This window comes from Verminephrobacter aporrectodeae subsp. tuberculatae (genome assembly GCF_026127385.1).
Taxonomy (GTDB): Bacteria; Pseudomonadota; Gammaproteobacteria; order Burkholderiales; family Burkholderiaceae_C; genus Acidovorax; species Acidovorax aporrectodeae.
In genome coordinates this window covers 842,872-856,651 of the sequence record NZ_QZCX01000003.1, presented here as the reverse complement: position 1 = coordinate 856,651, position 13,780 = coordinate 842,872, and the positions used below count along the sequence as shown (strand labels likewise).

The window sequence follows — 13,780 nt, the reverse complement described above, 5'->3', positions numbered from 1 at the left end:
GTCATGTGTCCCAGCGCAGCCAGTCGTGCTGCGCCGCCAACGCGAGGAAATCGCGCACCTCGGCTTCGAGTCCGGTGCTGGCGAAAACCTGCTCGAGCTCGGCGACGATCGCCGCCAGGGTGCTTGCGCCGTTGCAGCGCTGCATGATCTGCCCCGCGCTGGTGTTCAGCTGGACCATGCCCTCGGGGTAGAGCAGCACGTGGCGCTCCTGCACCGGCTCCCATTGCAGGCGAAAACCGGGGCCGATGCGCGGCCGGCTTTCGGGGGTGAGCGGCGCCGTGGCGCGGTTCATGCGGCGTCCAGGCCGTAGCGCGTCGCCAGCGCGTCGTTCATGGCCCACAGGATGTCGAGCTTGAACTGCAGCACCTCGAGCGCGCGCTCCTGCAGCGCACGGGTGTCGAAATGCGCGAGCGTGAGCGCCAGGCCCTGCTCCACGTCGCGCCGCGCCTGGCCCACGCGGTTGCGGAAATAGTCCAGCCCCGTGGGCTCGATCCACGCATAGTGCGCCGGCCAGGTGGCCAGGCGCTGCTGGTGGATCTCGGGCGCAAAGAGTTCGGTCAATGACGAGCACACCGCTTCCTGCCACGGCGCGCGGCGCACGAAGTTCACGTAGGCATCGACCGCGAAGCGCAGCGCGGGAACCACGTGGCGCAGATCGTGCAGTTCCTCGCGCGCCAGGCCCACCGCCTCGCCCAGGCGCAGCCAGGCTTCGATTCCGCCCTCGTCCCGGACGCCGCCGAGTTCGAAGCCGTCGTGGTCGAGGATGCGCTGCACCCAGCCGCGGCGCACCTCCCGGTCGGGGCAGTTGGCGAGCAGCGCCGCGTCCTTGATCGGGATCGCAATCTGGTAGTAAAAGCGGTTCGCCACCCAGCCGCGCACCTGCTCGGCGCTCGCGCGGCCGCTGTTGAGCATGGCGTTGAACGGATGGTGGATGTGGTAGCTGGGGCCGCGCGCGCGCAGCTGCTGCTCGAATGCCTCCCGGCTCCACGCAGCTACGCTCTTCTGGCCGGGGCGGGGGTCCTGAATCCGGTCTGCGTGCATGGTGTGTGCGTTTCTTCAGAGCTGGAGCGTCATGGCGTCCTCGCAGGGCTCGATTCCCGCGCGCGCCAGCGCGGCGCGCTCGGCCGAGTCCTCGTCGAGGATGGGGTTGGTGTTGTTGATGTGGATCAGCATGCGCCGCGTGCCCGCGGGCAGCCGGTTGAGCCATTCGATCATTCCGCCCGCGCCCGACTGCGGCAGATGGCCGATCTCGTGCGCGCGCTTGCTCCCGACGCCCAGACGCAGCATCTCGTCGTCGCTCCAGAAGGTGCCGTCGACCATCACCGCGTCGGCCTGCGCCATGGCGTCGAACACGGGCGGCGTGACGGCGCCCAGGCCCGGCGCGTAGAACAGGCTCTTGCCGCTCTTGCGGTCGCGGATCGTGACGCCGATGTTGTCGCCCGCCACCGGATGCTCGCGGTGCGGCGAGTACGGCGCCGCCTTGCCGCTGAGCGCCAGCGCGCGAAAGCTGAGCTCCGGCAGGCCGGGCAGTTCAAAGGGGCTGCCGTCGATGGGGATGGTCTGGCGCGCCACGCCGCAGTAGTGCGAGAGCACGCGCAGCACCGGATTGCCCTGGCTCAGGTCTTGCGCCACCGGGTCGGTGCACCACAGCGGCAGCGGCGCCGTGCGCTCGCGCAGCATGAACAGCCCCGTGGCATGGTCGATCTGCGCGTCGATCAGCACCACGCCGGCGATGGCGCTGTCGCGCAGCGCGCGCGCCGGTTGCAGCGCGCGCTGGCTGCGGATCTGCTCGAGGATGTCGGGGGATGCATTGAAGAGCACGCCGTCGTCGCCCGCGTCGGGGCGCACGAAGATCGAGGACTGCGTGCGTGGCTTGGCGCGCAAGGTTCCCGCGCGCAGGCCCGCGCAGTTGCGGCAGTTGCAATTCCATTGCGGAAAGCCGCCACCCGCGGCCGATCCCAGGACGGTGATGCGCATGGGTCAATGGAGGGCAAGGAGGCAAGAGGTCGCGGCATCTTGCCCGGCGCTACCCGGGCAAGATGCCACGAGGCCAGGCAACTTCAGCGGGCGCTGACGTACATCGTGATCTCGAAGCCAAAGCGCAGGTCAGTGGCCGTCGGGGTTTCCCATTTCATGGTCTGTCTCCTGAAGCGTTGCACGGCTGCCGGTCGGCAGCCGCGGGGGCAATGAAACGCCCCCGGAGCATTCTGACCCCCGGCGGCGGCGCGCTCCAGCCATGAAATCATGAATCAGGCTTCATGATTTTCATGAATCGCCGCGCAGGGCGGAGCGCGTACCATGGGCCCCGTGCTCCCTGGCCTGTATCCCCGTTCGCCGCCGTGTCGCAGCCATGCACTGGCCGTGTCGCACGGCCATGTGCTGCACGCCGAGGAAAGCGGTACATCGGCGGGGCTTTGCGCGCTGGTCCTGCACGGCGGGCCCGGGTCGGGCTGCTCGCCGCTGCTGCGCCGCTTCTTCGATCCGGCGCGCTACCGCGTGATCAGCGTCGATCAGCGCGGCGCCGGCCTGAGCCGGCCGCGCGGAGCGACCGCGCACAACCGCACGGCCGACCTGCTGGAAGACCTGCTGCGCCTGCGCGCGCAGCTTGGCGTGCCGCGCTGGCTGGTGGTCGGCGGCTCCTGGGGCGCGACGCTGGCGCTCGCCTACGCAGGCGTCGAACCGCAGGCGGTGGCGGGCCTGCTGCTGCGCAGCGTGTTCCTTCCGTGCAGCGCGCAGATCGCTTCCTTCTTCCAGGACACCGCGGGCCACGCGCCCGCTGCCTGGGCGCGCTTCGCCGCGCTCGCGCCAGCCGGGCAGCGCCACGACATGCTGGGTTTTCTGGCCCGCAACCTGCAGCAACAGCCGGGCGGCGACGCGCAGCGGCGGCTGGCCCTGGCCTGGTGGCGCTGGGAGCAAGCGCTGACCCGTGGCAGCGCCGCGCCGCTGGCCGACCCCGCTCCCGAGCCCGAGGGCGCCGACCTGGACGCGCTGGTCGATCGCTACCGCGTGCAGAGCCACTACCTGCTCCAGCGCTGCTGGCTCGACGCCCCCCCGCTGCCCGATCGCCTGGCCGCTCTGCCGCAGGTGCCCACGCTGCTGCTGCACGCGCGCGACGACCGCATCTGCGACCCGCAGGGCGCGCGGGCGGTGCACGCGCGCATCCCCCACAGCTGGCTGCGCTGGATCGACGGCGCGGGCCACGATCCGGCGCACCCGGCGATGGCCGCAGCGATGGTCGCGGCCCTGGACCACTACGCGCTGCACGGCGATTTCGGCGACGGGCTGCCACGATGACGCTGCGCCTGAAGATCAACGCCATCGTCAGCCTGCTGACCGACCCCGCTCCCGAGCCCGAGGGCGCCGGCCCGGACGCGCTGGTCGATCGCTACCGCGTGCAGAGCCACTACCTGCTCCAGCGCTGCTGGCTCGACGCCCCCCCGCTGCCCGATCGCCTGGCCACTCTGCCGCAGGTGCCCACGCTGCTGCTGCACGCGCGCATCCCCCACAGCTGGCTGCGCTGGATCGACGGCGCGGGCCACGATCCGGCGCACCCGGCGATGGCCGCAGCGATGGTCGCGGCTCTGGACCACTACGCGCTGCACGGCGATTTCGGCGACGGGCTGCCACGATGACGCTGCGCCTGAAGATCAACGCCATCGTCAGCCTGCTGACCCTGCTGTTCGTCGCCACCATGCTCGCGCTGGAACTGCGCACGATGCACGCCTCGGTGCAAGAGGAGGTGATCGCGGCGAATCGCGTGGCGGTGCAATTGCTCAACCGGACCGCCCGGCTCTACGCGACGCAGGGAACGCCGGCGATGCTGCTCTTCCTGCAGGGCGTGGGCCGCGTGCGCTCCACCGACATCACGCTGCTCGACGCCCAAGAGCGCCTGCTGTACCGCTCGCCGCCCTCCGCCTACAAGGCCGGGCGCGACGCGCCGCGCTGGTTCGCGAGTCTCGCCGCGCCGCCACCGATGCAGCTGTCCATCGACTTCCCCGACGGCAAGCTGATCGTGCGTTCCAACGCCTCGCGTGCGCTGCTCGATGTCTGGGACGACTCCGTGCTGCTCACGGCCAGCGCGCTCGGCCTGCTGCTGATCGTGAACGCGGGCGTGTTCTGGCTCGTGGGCCGCGCCACACGCCCGTTCGCGGACATCGTCGCCGCGCTCGACCAACTCCAGAGCGGGCGTTTCGACGTCACGCTGCGCCCCTTGCCCGGAACCGAGGCGGCGGCGATTGGCACGGCCTTCAACCGCATGGTCGGCATGCTGCGCCAACACATCGAGACCGAGCGGCGCGCGGTGCGCGCCGAGAGCCGTTTGTCCGAGAGCCGCGCGCTCGGCCGCTGGGTTGACCAGAGGATCGAACAGGAACGCCGGCTGATCGCGCGCGAACTGCACGACGAACTGGGGCAGTCGGTCACCGCGATCCGCAGCATGGCGCTTTCCATCGCGCAGCGCGTGCAAGCGCTTGACGCGCAGGCCGGGCAGGCGGCGCGGCTCATCGCCACGGAATCGGCGCGGCTCTACACCGCGATGCACGGCATGATCCCGCGCCTGACGCCGCTGGTGCTCGACAGGTTCGGGCTGGTGGCGGCGCTCGAAGACCTGCTCGAACGCACCCGCAGCAGCCATGAAGGCGTGGAGATTGAAGCGCAGCTGGATCTCGAACCCGGGCGCGTTGCGCTCGACGCCGACCAGGCGCTCGTGCTGTACCGCGCTGCGCAGGAGGGAATCACGAACGCGCTGCGGCACGGGCAGGCGCGCCGCATCGCGCTCGCCCTGCGTGGCGACGGGCCAGCGATCGAGCTCACGCTGACCGACGATGGGCGCGGCCCGAGCGGCCCGGACGCGAGCCGCCCGGCAGGCGCGGGGCACTATGGGCTGCGCTGGCTCGCCGAACGCGTCGAAAGCCTGGGCGGCGCGCTGCGCCTCGAAGCCGCCATTGCCAGCGGTGCCCGGCTGACGGTGCGCCTGCCCGCGGGCGCGGTGCAGGAGCCATGAGCCAGGCCGCGATCCGGGTGATGCTGGTCGACGACCACGCGCTCGTGCGCATGGGTTTTCGCATGCTGCTGGCCGACGCGCAGATCGACGTGGTCACCGAGGCCGACACCGGCGAACAGGCCTGCCAGGATTACCCGCGGGTGCAGCCCGACGTGGTGGTGCTGGACCTGTCGATGCCCGGCATGGGCGGTCTGGAGGCGTTGCGCCGCCTGCTCGCGCACGACCCGAGGGCACGCGTGCTGGCGCTCTCGGCGCACGAGGACACGGTCCACCCGCGCCGTGTGCTGCGCGCCGGCGCCCTGGGCTACCTGGCCAAGCGCAGCGCGCCCGAGGCGCTGATCGCCGCGGTGAAAGCGGTGGCGCGCGGCGAACGCTACATCGACGCCGGTATCGCGCAGGCGCTCGCGGCAGCGCAGATCGAGGGCGACGCGAACCCGGCCGAACTGCTCAGCGAGCGCGAGTTCTCGGTCTTCATCCAACTCGCGCGCGGCATGAGCGTGGCGCAGATCGCCGCCACGCTGAACCTCTCGATCAGCACGGTGGGCTCGCATCTGTACCGCGTGAAGCAAAAGCTCGGAGCGACAAATCAGGCCGAACTGACCTGGATCGCCCTGCGCTGGGGGCTGATCCAGGTGTAGTGCGCTGTCCTGCAAATAGTTGCACGAAATAACTACTCAGCTCTCCCCTCGCCGTAGGCCATAATTCACAACTCGATGCAACCGCTACTTGGCCTCAGCACACTTCACACTCAGTTCGACCCAGAGGGATGCGCTGATCAACGAACTGCAAGCCCGGCTCATATGGCCGTCACCCATGCACCCTCTGAGCATTGCGATGCCTGCCACAGCCGCTTGGAGCAGGCCAGCTTAACGGACAACAAAAATGACGTATAGACTCCCCGACCTTGAAATCCCTGCTGACAACCCCTTTCAGAATGATTCTCTTGACCGGGAACCCGTGGTTAAGTTCCTGTCGAAGCTGATTGGTCGTCTGGACGGACCATTCGTGATGGCAATCGACTCTCCGTGGGGATCGGGCAAAACAACTCTTGTCCGTATGTTGATGGAAGACCTCAAAAGCAATGAATTCCAGTGTATCTATTTCAATGCTTGGGACGTTGACTACGTCACTGATCCGTTGGTCTCTTTGGTTTCGTCCATTGAAAGCATTAACCGTGGAGCAGCAGTTGGTCACATGAAAACCGTAAAGAAGGTCGCGACACTGCTTTTCAAACGGAGTTTGATTGTTGGGGTAAAAGCACTGACCATGGGGACACTTGATCTCGGAGAAGAGGTCAATGCTGCGGCTGCAGAATTAGCGAGTGACACAGTGGGAGACATTGTTGATGCGTTCAACAAAGAACGGGAGCTACTGGATCAGTTTCGGACTGAGCTGACCTTGGCCGTGGACCAACTTCCAAACGAAGGCAAGAAGCCAAAACTCGTTTTCTTCATCGACGAACTGGATCGATGCCGTCCGACCTTCACCATCGAACTGCTTGAACGGGTAAAGCACCTGTTCAACGTCAAAAACATCATTTTCGTATTGTCCATTGATAAACAGCAACTCGAGGTCAGCACTGCTGCGGTTTATGGAGCTTCGATCAATTCGATGGAATATCTGCGTCGGTTTATTGATCTGGAATACGGCATCCCTGCTGCGAACTCCAGAAAATATACGGAGAGCCTGATCACGCGATTCGGTTGGGACACCATTCTTGCAGGCTCAGATGAAAATGATTGGAATGAAAATGGGCGTAAGGAATTTATTGAATCCTTTACACTGCTATCCAATGTAATGGAACTATCACTTCGGGCAAGGGAACGATGCATCACGCGACTGCGTATCGTGATGGATGAAGAAAATGCCCGGGATTTCAGTCCTCATCTGGTAGCACTGTTGATTGTCTTGCGATCTAATCAGCCTCAACTCTTTAAGGATTTCATCAACGGTGATGCATCGGCTAACACAGTAATGGAATCCATCCTATCACTACCCAAAGGAAAGGATCTTCAGTCTGATTCTTATGGGCATTTGATACATGCACATTTGTTGGATGTGGATATCGATCATTTCGAAGATAATAAGAGACGGCTAGAAATGAAATCAAACGACGGAGGAGTGGATGCTAGCGAAAGAGCGTACGTGGACAAGGTTTTGGCAACAAACCAGCAGCGCACCTTGAGAGTGCTGGATTACTTGAGGGTTAAGGAGCGCTTTGCTCGAATTGCTCCCCTGATTGATCTGGCGGCAATGATTAAATAGGTAACACAGTACCTTGCACCAAGTTACCCCTTCGTTTATCGCTAGGCGGCCGCTGATAGCAGGTAAATGATATTGTTCAGTGTGGGCTTAACGAAGGACGGTGTTGGCGCGCCAGTCTAGCAGGAACAATATTACCCGCGGGTGCGGCCCGACGTGATGGTGCTGGACCTGTCGATGCCCGGCATGGGTGGTCTGGAAGCGTTGCGTCGCCTGTTCGCGCACGACCCGAGGGCGTGCGCGACGGCGCAGATCGAGGGCGACGCGAACCCGGCCGAACTGCTCAGCGAGCGCGAGTTCTCGGTCTTCATCCAACTCGCGCGCGGCATGAGCGTGGCGCAGATCGCCGCCACGCTGAACCTCTCGATCAGCACGGTGGGCTCGCATCTGTACCGCGTGAAGCAAAAGCTCGGAACGACAAATCAGGCCGAACTGACCTGGATCGCCCTGCGCTGGGGGCTGATCCAGGTGTAGTGCGCGGCCCTGCAGAAATGCAATCGATGCATCCGCGGGGGGCAGGACACCACGGGTTGGCACGCGCCGCCGGGTTTTACGCCAGATGGCTGGCGGCCATGTCTTTGTCACCGTGTCCCTGGGCCAGGGCGCGTTCGAAGCGCTGCAGGCCGGCGATGGCGACGTCGGCCTTGATTCCAGTTTGGCGCGCGGCTTCAGCAATGAGCCGGCTGTCCTTCACGGCGTTGTCCACGCTGAAACTGGGCATGTAGTTGTTGGACAGCATGGCCGCCCCCTTGAGCTGAAAGTACGCGCAGTCCATCGGCCCGCCGCTGACCACGTCCATGACCTGCGCCGGATCCACACCCAGCCCCTTGGCCAGCGCCAAGCTTTCGGCCAGGCCATGGGTCAGTGCGAAGGCCCAATGGTTCAGCGCCAGTTTCAGTCGGCTGCTCTGCCCGGCATGCTCGGATACCCATAGCGTGCGCTTGCCGATGGCGTCGAACAACGGCTGCACCGCCGCGCGCTGCGCGAGCGGACCAGAGGCCAGAATCACCAACTGGGCCAGTTCAGCCGGTTGGCGAGTACCTTGCACCGGCGCATCGTAGTACACCAGCTGCTGCCGGGCAGCAAGGCCAGCCAACTGCTCAGCCGCGACCATCCCGACGGTGCTCAATTGCAGCCAAATGGCGTCCGGCGCAAAGTGACCGCTGCCTGCGGCCATGACAGAGGCGACGCCATCTCCATCTTTCAGCACGGTCACGATGTGGCTGGCTTGGCTGACCGCTTCGGCCACGCTCGTGCATACCTGCAGATTCTGTCCGGCAATCGCCTGTGCCTTGGCAGGGGTACGGTTCCACACTTTGACCTTGAAGCCCTTGGCAGAGAGGTTGCGCGCCACTGGCGCACCAATGAAGCCGGTACCCAGTACGGCGATAACGGTCTGATTGCTCATGTCGTTCTCCTTGGAAGTTGGAATGATGATTCCAGGAGCCGTACGATACCACCGGATGGGGGTTCCTATCCAGCGGACTGGTGTCAAGCCACCGACCTGCGGACGAGATGGCCCGATCCAAGCCCAGGTTCGTCTCCTGGGGCGGGTCTGCTTTGCTGCGGTGCGGCCTGACACCCAAGCCTTGCGACACCAGGGCTGCCACGTTGCGGGTCCAGTTGAGCGCAGATTACCACGGCAGGCTTTCATAAAAATCCTGCACGGTTTGGTAAACCTCATCGAATGGAGGCAATTCTCCTTCGATGTCTGATTCCAAGGTGCCATAGTCATTGCTGGTCATGGTGCGAATTTCCGAATCCCTTAACGAGTGAGCTTTCGGATTAATTTCACGGGTTCTTGCAGATTCCACCAGACATTTCAGCAAGTGCGATTTTTCGTGATCCCCCAAGGGGTGATGAAACTTCAAAAGTAAAAACAGATCGTAAGCATCTTGACGACGATAGCGTTTTCGTATTGGTTGCTGCAGGATGGACCGATATTTCTCGGCCATGAGATTTACCTGACTGTATACCTCCAAGCTACTTCCATTTGCAAGACGCAAAATCTCTGTGTCCAGTACGGCCTCGTTGTAGCTGTAATCTATCTCGACCACGGTGGGTGCCTGTTTTGCCAGCAGTTTGCTCAATTCACGCGGGTTGCTTTGCCTGGCGTAACCAATGCTCAGGTTTAACGTCGGAAAATTGGCGCCTGGTTTTTTTGGACGTATTATGCTCCTCTGACGCATGCACATCACGTCATAGGTGAATCGATCATTTGCCAAGATCAATTGTTCATCCAACTTATTCAGCAAGATAGTCTCATTCCCTATTGCATAGGGAGCGCGTGTTGAAAAGTCTATGTCCCTGGTGAATCTGCTGCTGTCGTAGCGAATGGCCATCAGCATGCCGCCCTTCATGATCATCTTGGTGCTCAACTCCATCGAAGTGCTGATGGCATGCAAAATGGTGTGTACTGCCTCTCTGAAATGACGATTTCCATTTGGAGCACGCTCCACCCACGCAGGCAAGTCCAGAGATTCAATGGCATCACCCATCTTCGTCTTCCGGTAAGGTCAACGAAGGAACGTTAATGGACAACATCCACCGCTCTGAATACCTTGGGGCATACTCACATTCCGGGTCCAATTTTCTGGACCCGCCACGCTTGGCAAACTGTTGCCAGCTTGTCATTTCTGGCGGGTTGAGTTTGCACACCTCCGAAAGTAAATAACCAATGCGTATTTTATCAATGGGCTTCCCATGTCTGTCAACTTCATCCACGATGAGTTTGAGATATTTCTTGGCTTCACGCCGATAAATGTCTATGACATGTTGTATGCCGCCACAAAATATTGGTTCACGCAACATGTCGAGAAATACACGACCAATAGTTGCCACACGCAATCTGGAGCCTGATACCAAACGAAACGCACCCCATTGCGTGCGCTCGCAGAACTGGATTGACGTGCGGCCAATCTTTGATATCTTGGGCTGTGTCATCCGTGGTAGCCCGGAGTTTTCATAAGTGCTGACCAGATGACCAAGGTCTTTGGCGGTTCGCGCTGTAGCCTGTCTTCTCCACTCGGATGCGGACGGTCTGGTCATATACAGGATCTGTGGAAATCGATCCGTCAGTCCATAATATTCCATGGCGCTCAGGTGGGAAACATAGGAAAATGGATCGAGGCTGCACACCACATCAGCTGGTACTGCACTCGATCTACCAAAAATAAAATATGCCTTTGGTACAACATGATTCATGGGAGTCAACAAATGCATCGCCAACAAGGATTGAAGCACATCCTGAAAGGCTTTCTTTGGATCCAAATTTTGCACATCCTTGAGCAAAGAATATACATGCATGGCAAGCTCATAGGTTGTGATTGCCGCTGCAGACGTTGAAGCCAGGGAATTGGCAAGTTTGGCGACAAGTCTGCCGATGGGGTCGGTGTTTGAATTTATTTGCGTTGATTCCATGGGGGCCTAGATCCAGTGGCATAACCTATTTATCACCGCCTTACACTGTGTCCTTAGGACACAGTGTAAGGCGGTGATAAGAGCTTGTCAACAGGCCACTGGCATGGCGGGCCCATACACCATGCGCTGAACTGGCGGCACTGGGTGGCCACCACGCGGGCGGACTTGATGGGGGATGGCAGGTCGCTTGCAGCCGCTGCAGCGCGGCGCTGATGAGGGGCGCGGGGACGAAGAGCCGAGCTGCGAAAGAAGATGCCGGCCGCGAACGCCGGCAGGAGTCTCACCCCATGGAACTTCGCGCGGTGGTACCGCGTTGCTGCCGGCTCATGGTCAGAGCAAGCGATGCGGATGTAGCGCTTGCACCAGGCCGTCGATGCTTCTCACGCTGACGATCAAAGCGAGCAAGGTGGTGGCCATTGCCACCAGGCCGGCTTTCACTCCGAACAGGACGGCGACCACCCGATCGGAGCGGAAGGTTGGTCAGAGACCACGCCTCGATCCGGGAGAGCCGCATGCGGCTTGTCATGCCAGCAGCCGCTGGTCGTAGAACCAAGGCCTTTCCTTGATGGCCTTGATCGCTGCGGCATTGGCGTGCAACGGATTGATCAGCACGTTGTATTCCTCGGGCACGATCACGGAAGGCACGGTCAACAGCGTCGTCGAAGCCGTCGCGAGCCAAGTGTCACCCACATCAAGCGATGCCTTGCCTTCCGGAGTCGCGTTCCAGCCCGGCGGGAGGTCAGCAGGCATGAGCCTTCGGCGCGCTTCCCACAACTGGTCGGGGACTTCAATCCGCACCAAGAACCGGTGCATGGGGAGATCGCTCGCATCCAGATGAACCACGGTCTCCAGGCACGCCAGCGCTACCGTCAAAGAGGTATAGACCACCGGTCGGCCCGGCCGATTCCAGCGCCCACCGGTCTTCTGCGCACCCTTTCCGCTGAGGTCATGGGCTTTGTATTCCTTGGTGTCTGTGGCGATGCGCCACAGCACCGTCGTCACGAGTACGCCCCGCTTTGCATTCTGGCGACCAGTTGGGACACCAACCTCTGGCCTTCGGGCGTGTCCATCAGTTCGGCGGGCCGCTGACCACCGAGCGCGGGCAGTGGCCGCTCCAGCCAGCGCGCAACCCACTCGGCCGCGTTGAAGCCTTTCGGGTCGCCCGATTCCTCGACCATTGCTTGCACTTGGCCCAACAGGCGTGCCATGCCCAGCACCTTTGAACTCTCATCTGCGGACAGCGGCTTGTTCTCGCGCGCCTTGCGATCGACGGTGGCGCGGGCCAGGCCCAGTATGGCGACCAGTTTTTCCTTGGACATCACCATTCGTTTGGCGAGTACGTCGACCGCCGTAGCCGGAACACCAAGCTTGACGATGCGCACACACTCCATCGCATCCGCATGAAACGCCTGCTGGAAGTTGGTGGCAATTGCTGCCGCGCTCCTTGCGGTGGTCGGAGCTTTGGCCGCTGGCTGGATCGCTTTGCGAGCCGTGGTCCGGGCAGCAGGACGGTGCGAAGTGGGGATGGTTTTGGGCATGGATTTACCCTTTGAGCGGATATTATCGCTTGAATGAGGAGCTCAGTGCAGTGGCTTGCAAAGACGAACCTTGTCCAACGGGGGTATGCGTCTGAAGGGGCGACTCCAGGCCCCCAGCGAGGGTGGGGTGATCGTAACTACGATGCGCGCGCATAGGTCACGAAACTGAAGCGCAGTCCATCGCTGCTGGTCTGGCGACTGCGCCGGGTCTCGACCCATGCGGCGTCCAGCGTGGGGGCGTGGGCGTCGCCGTCGAAGTCCTGGTCGATCTCGGTCACCTCCACGCAGTCGGCCAGCGGCAGGGCTTCGGCATAGATCTGCGCGCCGCCGATCACCCAGGCGATCTGGCGCGCGTCGCACAGCGCAATGGCTTCGTGCAGGCTGGCCGCGCGCTGCGCGCCTGCCGCGTGCCAGCCGCTGTTGCGCGTCAGCACGATGTTGCTGCGACCCGGCAGCGGGCGCACATGCGGCGGCAGCGAGTCCCAGGTCTTGCGTCCCATGATCACGGCGCAGCCCTGCGTGAGCTGCTTGAAATGCGCCAGATCCTGCGGCAGATGCCAGGGCAGGCGGTTGTCCTTGCCGATGACGCCGTTCGCGGCGCGGGCGTAGATGAGGTGCAGCGGGGGCATGGGTCCTTGTGTTCAGACGGCCACGGGCGCCTTGATCACCGGGTGGCACTGGTAGTCCAGCACCTGAAAGTCTTCGTACCGGTAGTCGAAGATGCTTTCCGGCCGGCGCGCGATTTGCAGCACCGGGTAAGGGTAGGGGATGCGCGCCAGCTGCGTGCGCACCTGCTCGTGGTGGTTGCTGTATATATGGCAGTCGCCGCCCGTCCAGATGAACTCGCCCGGGTCCAGGTCGCACTGCTGGGCGACCATATGCGTCAGCAGCGCGTAGCTGGCGATGTTGAAGGGCAGACCCAGAAAGATGTCCGCGCTGCGCTGGTAGAGCTGGCAGCTCAACGCGCCGCGCCCGCCCGGCGCCTGCGCCGGGGCCACGTAGAACTGGAACAGGGCGTGGCAGGGCATGAGCGCCATCTTGCCGAGCTCGGCCACGTTCCAGGCGCTGACGATGATGCGGCGCGAATCGGGGTTGCTCCTGAGCGTCTCGATGACTTGGCTGATCTGGTCCACGTGCCCGCCATCCGGCGTCGGCCAGCTGCGCCATTGCACGCCGTACACCGGACCCAGTTCGCCGTCCGCGCGCGCCCATTCGTCCCAGATGCTGACGCCGCGCTCCTTGAGCCAGCGGTTGTTGCTCGAACCCGTGAGGAACCACAGCAGTTCCTGAATGATCGACGGCAGGTGCAGCTTCTTGGTGGTGACCAGCGGAAAGCCATCGCGCAGGTCAAAGCGCATCTGGTGGCCGAATACGCTTTTCGTTCCGGTGCCGGTGCGGTCCGGCTTGTCCACGCCGTGCGTGAACACATGGCGCATGAAGTCCTCGTACTGGGAGCGCACGGGGCGGGCTGTGGCAAGGGCAGGGGGCTGGTTCATGGAGCAAGAGGGGCCACCGCGGATGGTATTCGAGCGTGGCGTCGCCGCGGGATTCTATGCGG

The 13,780-nt window shown here is 62.9% G+C and carries 17 protein-coding genes; 6 read left to right on the top strand and 11 right to left on the bottom strand.

Annotation, left to right across the window (positions count from 1 at the left end; translation table 11 throughout):
* Position 1: 1 nt before the first annotated feature.
* From pqqD to pqqA, 4 genes are all read right to left on the bottom strand, one after another.
* Positions 2–292 (bottom strand): pyrroloquinoline quinone biosynthesis peptide chaperone PqqD, encoded by a 291-nt coding sequence (pqqD, locus tag D5041_RS18900; RefSeq protein WP_265285467.1) that lies wholly within the window; start codon positions 290–292, stop codon positions 2–4.
* Entirely contained in the window at positions 289–1,041 is a 753-nt protein-coding gene (gene pqqC, locus D5041_RS18895) for a pyrroloquinoline-quinone synthase PqqC (RefSeq protein WP_265259023.1), read from the bottom strand. The genes pqqD and pqqC overlap by 4 nt, the downstream gene beginning before the upstream one ends.
* 15 nt (positions 1,042–1,056) lie before the next feature.
* Positions 1,057–1,977, bottom strand: a complete 921-nt coding sequence (gene pqqB, locus D5041_RS18890; RefSeq protein ID WP_265285466.1) for a pyrroloquinoline quinone biosynthesis protein PqqB — start codon at positions 1,975–1,977, stop codon at positions 1,057–1,059.
* Between the two features lie 83 nt (positions 1,978–2,060).
* Positions 2,061–2,135, bottom strand: a complete 75-nt coding sequence (gene pqqA / locus D5041_RS18885) for a pyrroloquinoline quinone precursor peptide PqqA (protein WP_010100094.1) — start codon at positions 2,133–2,135, stop codon at positions 2,061–2,063.
* Between the two features lie 163 nt (positions 2,136–2,298).
* Between pqqA and D5041_RS18880 the strand changes: the two genes are divergently transcribed.
* From D5041_RS18880 to D5041_RS18855, 6 genes are all read left to right on the top strand, one after another.
* The gene (locus tag D5041_RS18880) at positions 2,299–3,294 is read left to right on the top strand and encodes an alpha/beta fold hydrolase (RefSeq protein WP_265285465.1); all 996 of its coding nucleotides are present in this window, start codon (positions 2,299–2,301) and stop codon (positions 3,292–3,294) included.
* Positions 3,291–3,632 carry a hypothetical protein gene (locus D5041_RS18875; protein ID WP_265285464.1) on the top strand — a complete coding sequence of 114 codons (342 nt, stop codon included), beginning with the start codon at positions 3,291–3,293 and terminating at the stop codon, positions 3,630–3,632. The genes D5041_RS18880 and D5041_RS18875 overlap by 4 nt, the downstream gene beginning before the upstream one ends.
* Positions 3,629–5,002 (top strand): HAMP domain-containing protein, encoded by a 1,374-nt coding sequence (locus D5041_RS18870; RefSeq protein ID WP_265282974.1) that lies wholly within the window; start codon positions 3,629–3,631, stop codon positions 5,000–5,002. The genes D5041_RS18875 and D5041_RS18870 overlap by 4 nt, the downstream gene beginning before the upstream one ends.
* Positions 4,999–5,640 (top strand): response regulator, encoded by a 642-nt coding sequence (locus D5041_RS18865; RefSeq protein WP_010104634.1) that lies wholly within the window; start codon positions 4,999–5,001, stop codon positions 5,638–5,640. The genes D5041_RS18870 and D5041_RS18865 overlap by 4 nt, the downstream gene beginning before the upstream one ends.
* A gap of 244 nt (positions 5,641–5,884) precedes the next feature.
* The gene (locus D5041_RS18860) at positions 5,885–7,267 is read left to right on the top strand and encodes a KAP family P-loop NTPase fold protein (RefSeq protein WP_265285463.1); all 1,383 of its coding nucleotides are present in this window, start codon (positions 5,885–5,887) and stop codon (positions 7,265–7,267) included.
* A gap of 141 nt (positions 7,268–7,408) precedes the next feature.
* Positions 7,409–7,738 (top strand): response regulator transcription factor, encoded by a 330-nt coding sequence (locus tag D5041_RS18855; protein ID WP_456119850.1) that lies wholly within the window; start codon positions 7,409–7,411, stop codon positions 7,736–7,738.
* A gap of 76 nt (positions 7,739–7,814) precedes the next feature.
* On the opposite strand, the gene D5041_RS18850 is transcribed toward D5041_RS18855, so the two are convergent.
* From D5041_RS18850 to D5041_RS18820, 7 genes are all read right to left on the bottom strand, one after another.
* Positions 7,815–8,672 (bottom strand): NAD(P)-dependent oxidoreductase, encoded by an 858-nt coding sequence (locus tag D5041_RS18850; RefSeq protein WP_265259017.1) that lies wholly within the window; start codon positions 8,670–8,672, stop codon positions 7,815–7,817.
* Between the two features lie 226 nt (positions 8,673–8,898).
* Positions 8,899–9,762, bottom strand: a complete 864-nt coding sequence (locus D5041_RS18845; RefSeq protein WP_265285462.1) for a nucleotidyl transferase AbiEii/AbiGii toxin family protein — start codon at positions 9,760–9,762, stop codon at positions 8,899–8,901.
* The gene (locus D5041_RS18840; RefSeq protein WP_265285461.1) at positions 9,755–10,684 is read right to left on the bottom strand and encodes a type IV toxin-antitoxin system AbiEi family antitoxin domain-containing protein; all 930 of its coding nucleotides are present in this window, start codon (positions 10,682–10,684) and stop codon (positions 9,755–9,757) included. Before D5041_RS18840 ends, D5041_RS18845 begins: the two co-directional genes overlap by 8 nt.
* A 522-nt stretch (positions 10,685–11,206) precedes the next feature.
* Positions 11,207–11,686: an RES family NAD+ phosphorylase gene (locus D5041_RS18835; protein ID WP_010104646.1), complete on the bottom strand. Its 480-nt coding sequence runs from the start codon at positions 11,684–11,686 to the stop codon at positions 11,207–11,209.
* A complete protein-coding gene (gene parS, locus D5041_RS18830) occupies positions 11,683–12,222 on the bottom strand; it encodes an Xre family toxin-antitoxin system antitoxin (protein ID WP_265285460.1) in 540 nt (179 codons plus the stop codon). Before parS ends, D5041_RS18835 begins: the two co-directional genes overlap by 4 nt.
* A gap of 137 nt (positions 12,223–12,359) precedes the next feature.
* Positions 12,360–12,851: a dihydrofolate reductase gene (locus D5041_RS18825; protein ID WP_265259014.1), complete on the bottom strand. Its 492-nt coding sequence runs from the start codon at positions 12,849–12,851 to the stop codon at positions 12,360–12,362.
* Between the two features lie 12 nt (positions 12,852–12,863).
* Complete coding sequence (locus D5041_RS18820; protein ID WP_265259013.1) at positions 12,864–13,718, bottom strand: thymidylate synthase; 855 nt, start codon at positions 13,716–13,718, stop codon at positions 12,864–12,866.
* Positions 13,719–13,780 lie beyond the last annotated feature (62 nt).

Bases quoted from the DNA above. Each gene is read 5' to 3' on its own strand.
- D5041_RS18850 (WP_265259017.1), bottom strand. From the start codon at position 8,672: ATGAGCAATCAGACCGTTATCGCCGTACTGGGTACCGGCTTCATTGGT.
- parS (WP_265285460.1), bottom strand. From the start codon at position 12,222: ATGCCCAAAACCATCCCCACTTCGCACCGTCCTGCTGCCCGGACCACG.
- D5041_RS18865 (WP_010104634.1), top strand. From the start codon at position 4,999: ATGAGCCAGGCCGCGATCCGGGTGATGCTGGTCGACGACCACGCGCTC.
- D5041_RS18870 (WP_265282974.1), top strand. From the start codon at position 3,629: ATGACGCTGCGCCTGAAGATCAACGCCATCGTCAGCCTGCTGACCCTG.
- pqqD (WP_265285467.1), bottom strand. From the start codon at position 292: ATGAACCGCGCCACGGCGCCGCTCACCCCCGAAAGCCGGCCGCGCATC.
- pqqB (WP_265285466.1), bottom strand. From the start codon at position 1,977: ATGCGCATCACCGTCCTGGGATCGGCCGCGGGTGGCGGCTTTCCGCAA.
- D5041_RS18825 (WP_265259014.1), bottom strand. From the start codon at position 12,851: ATGCCCCCGCTGCACCTCATCTACGCCCGCGCCGCGAACGGCGTCATC.
- D5041_RS18875 (WP_265285464.1), top strand. From the start codon at position 3,291: ATGACGCTGCGCCTGAAGATCAACGCCATCGTCAGCCTGCTGACCGAC.
- D5041_RS18840 (WP_265285461.1), bottom strand. From the start codon at position 10,684: ATGGAATCAACGCAAATAAATTCAAACACCGACCCCATCGGCAGACTT.
- pqqC (WP_265259023.1), bottom strand. From the start codon at position 1,041: ATGCACGCAGACCGGATTCAGGACCCCCGCCCCGGCCAGAAGAGCGTA.
- D5041_RS18820 (WP_265259013.1), bottom strand. From the start codon at position 13,718: ATGAACCAGCCCCCTGCCCTTGCCACAGCCCGCCCCGTGCGCTCCCAG.
- D5041_RS18860 (WP_265285463.1), top strand. From the start codon at position 5,885: ATGACGTATAGACTCCCCGACCTTGAAATCCCTGCTGACAACCCCTTT.
- D5041_RS18880 (WP_265285465.1), top strand. From the start codon at position 2,299: ATGGGCCCCGTGCTCCCTGGCCTGTATCCCCGTTCGCCGCCGTGTCGC.
- D5041_RS18845 (WP_265285462.1), bottom strand. From the start codon at position 9,762: ATGGGTGATGCCATTGAATCTCTGGACTTGCCTGCGTGGGTGGAGCGT.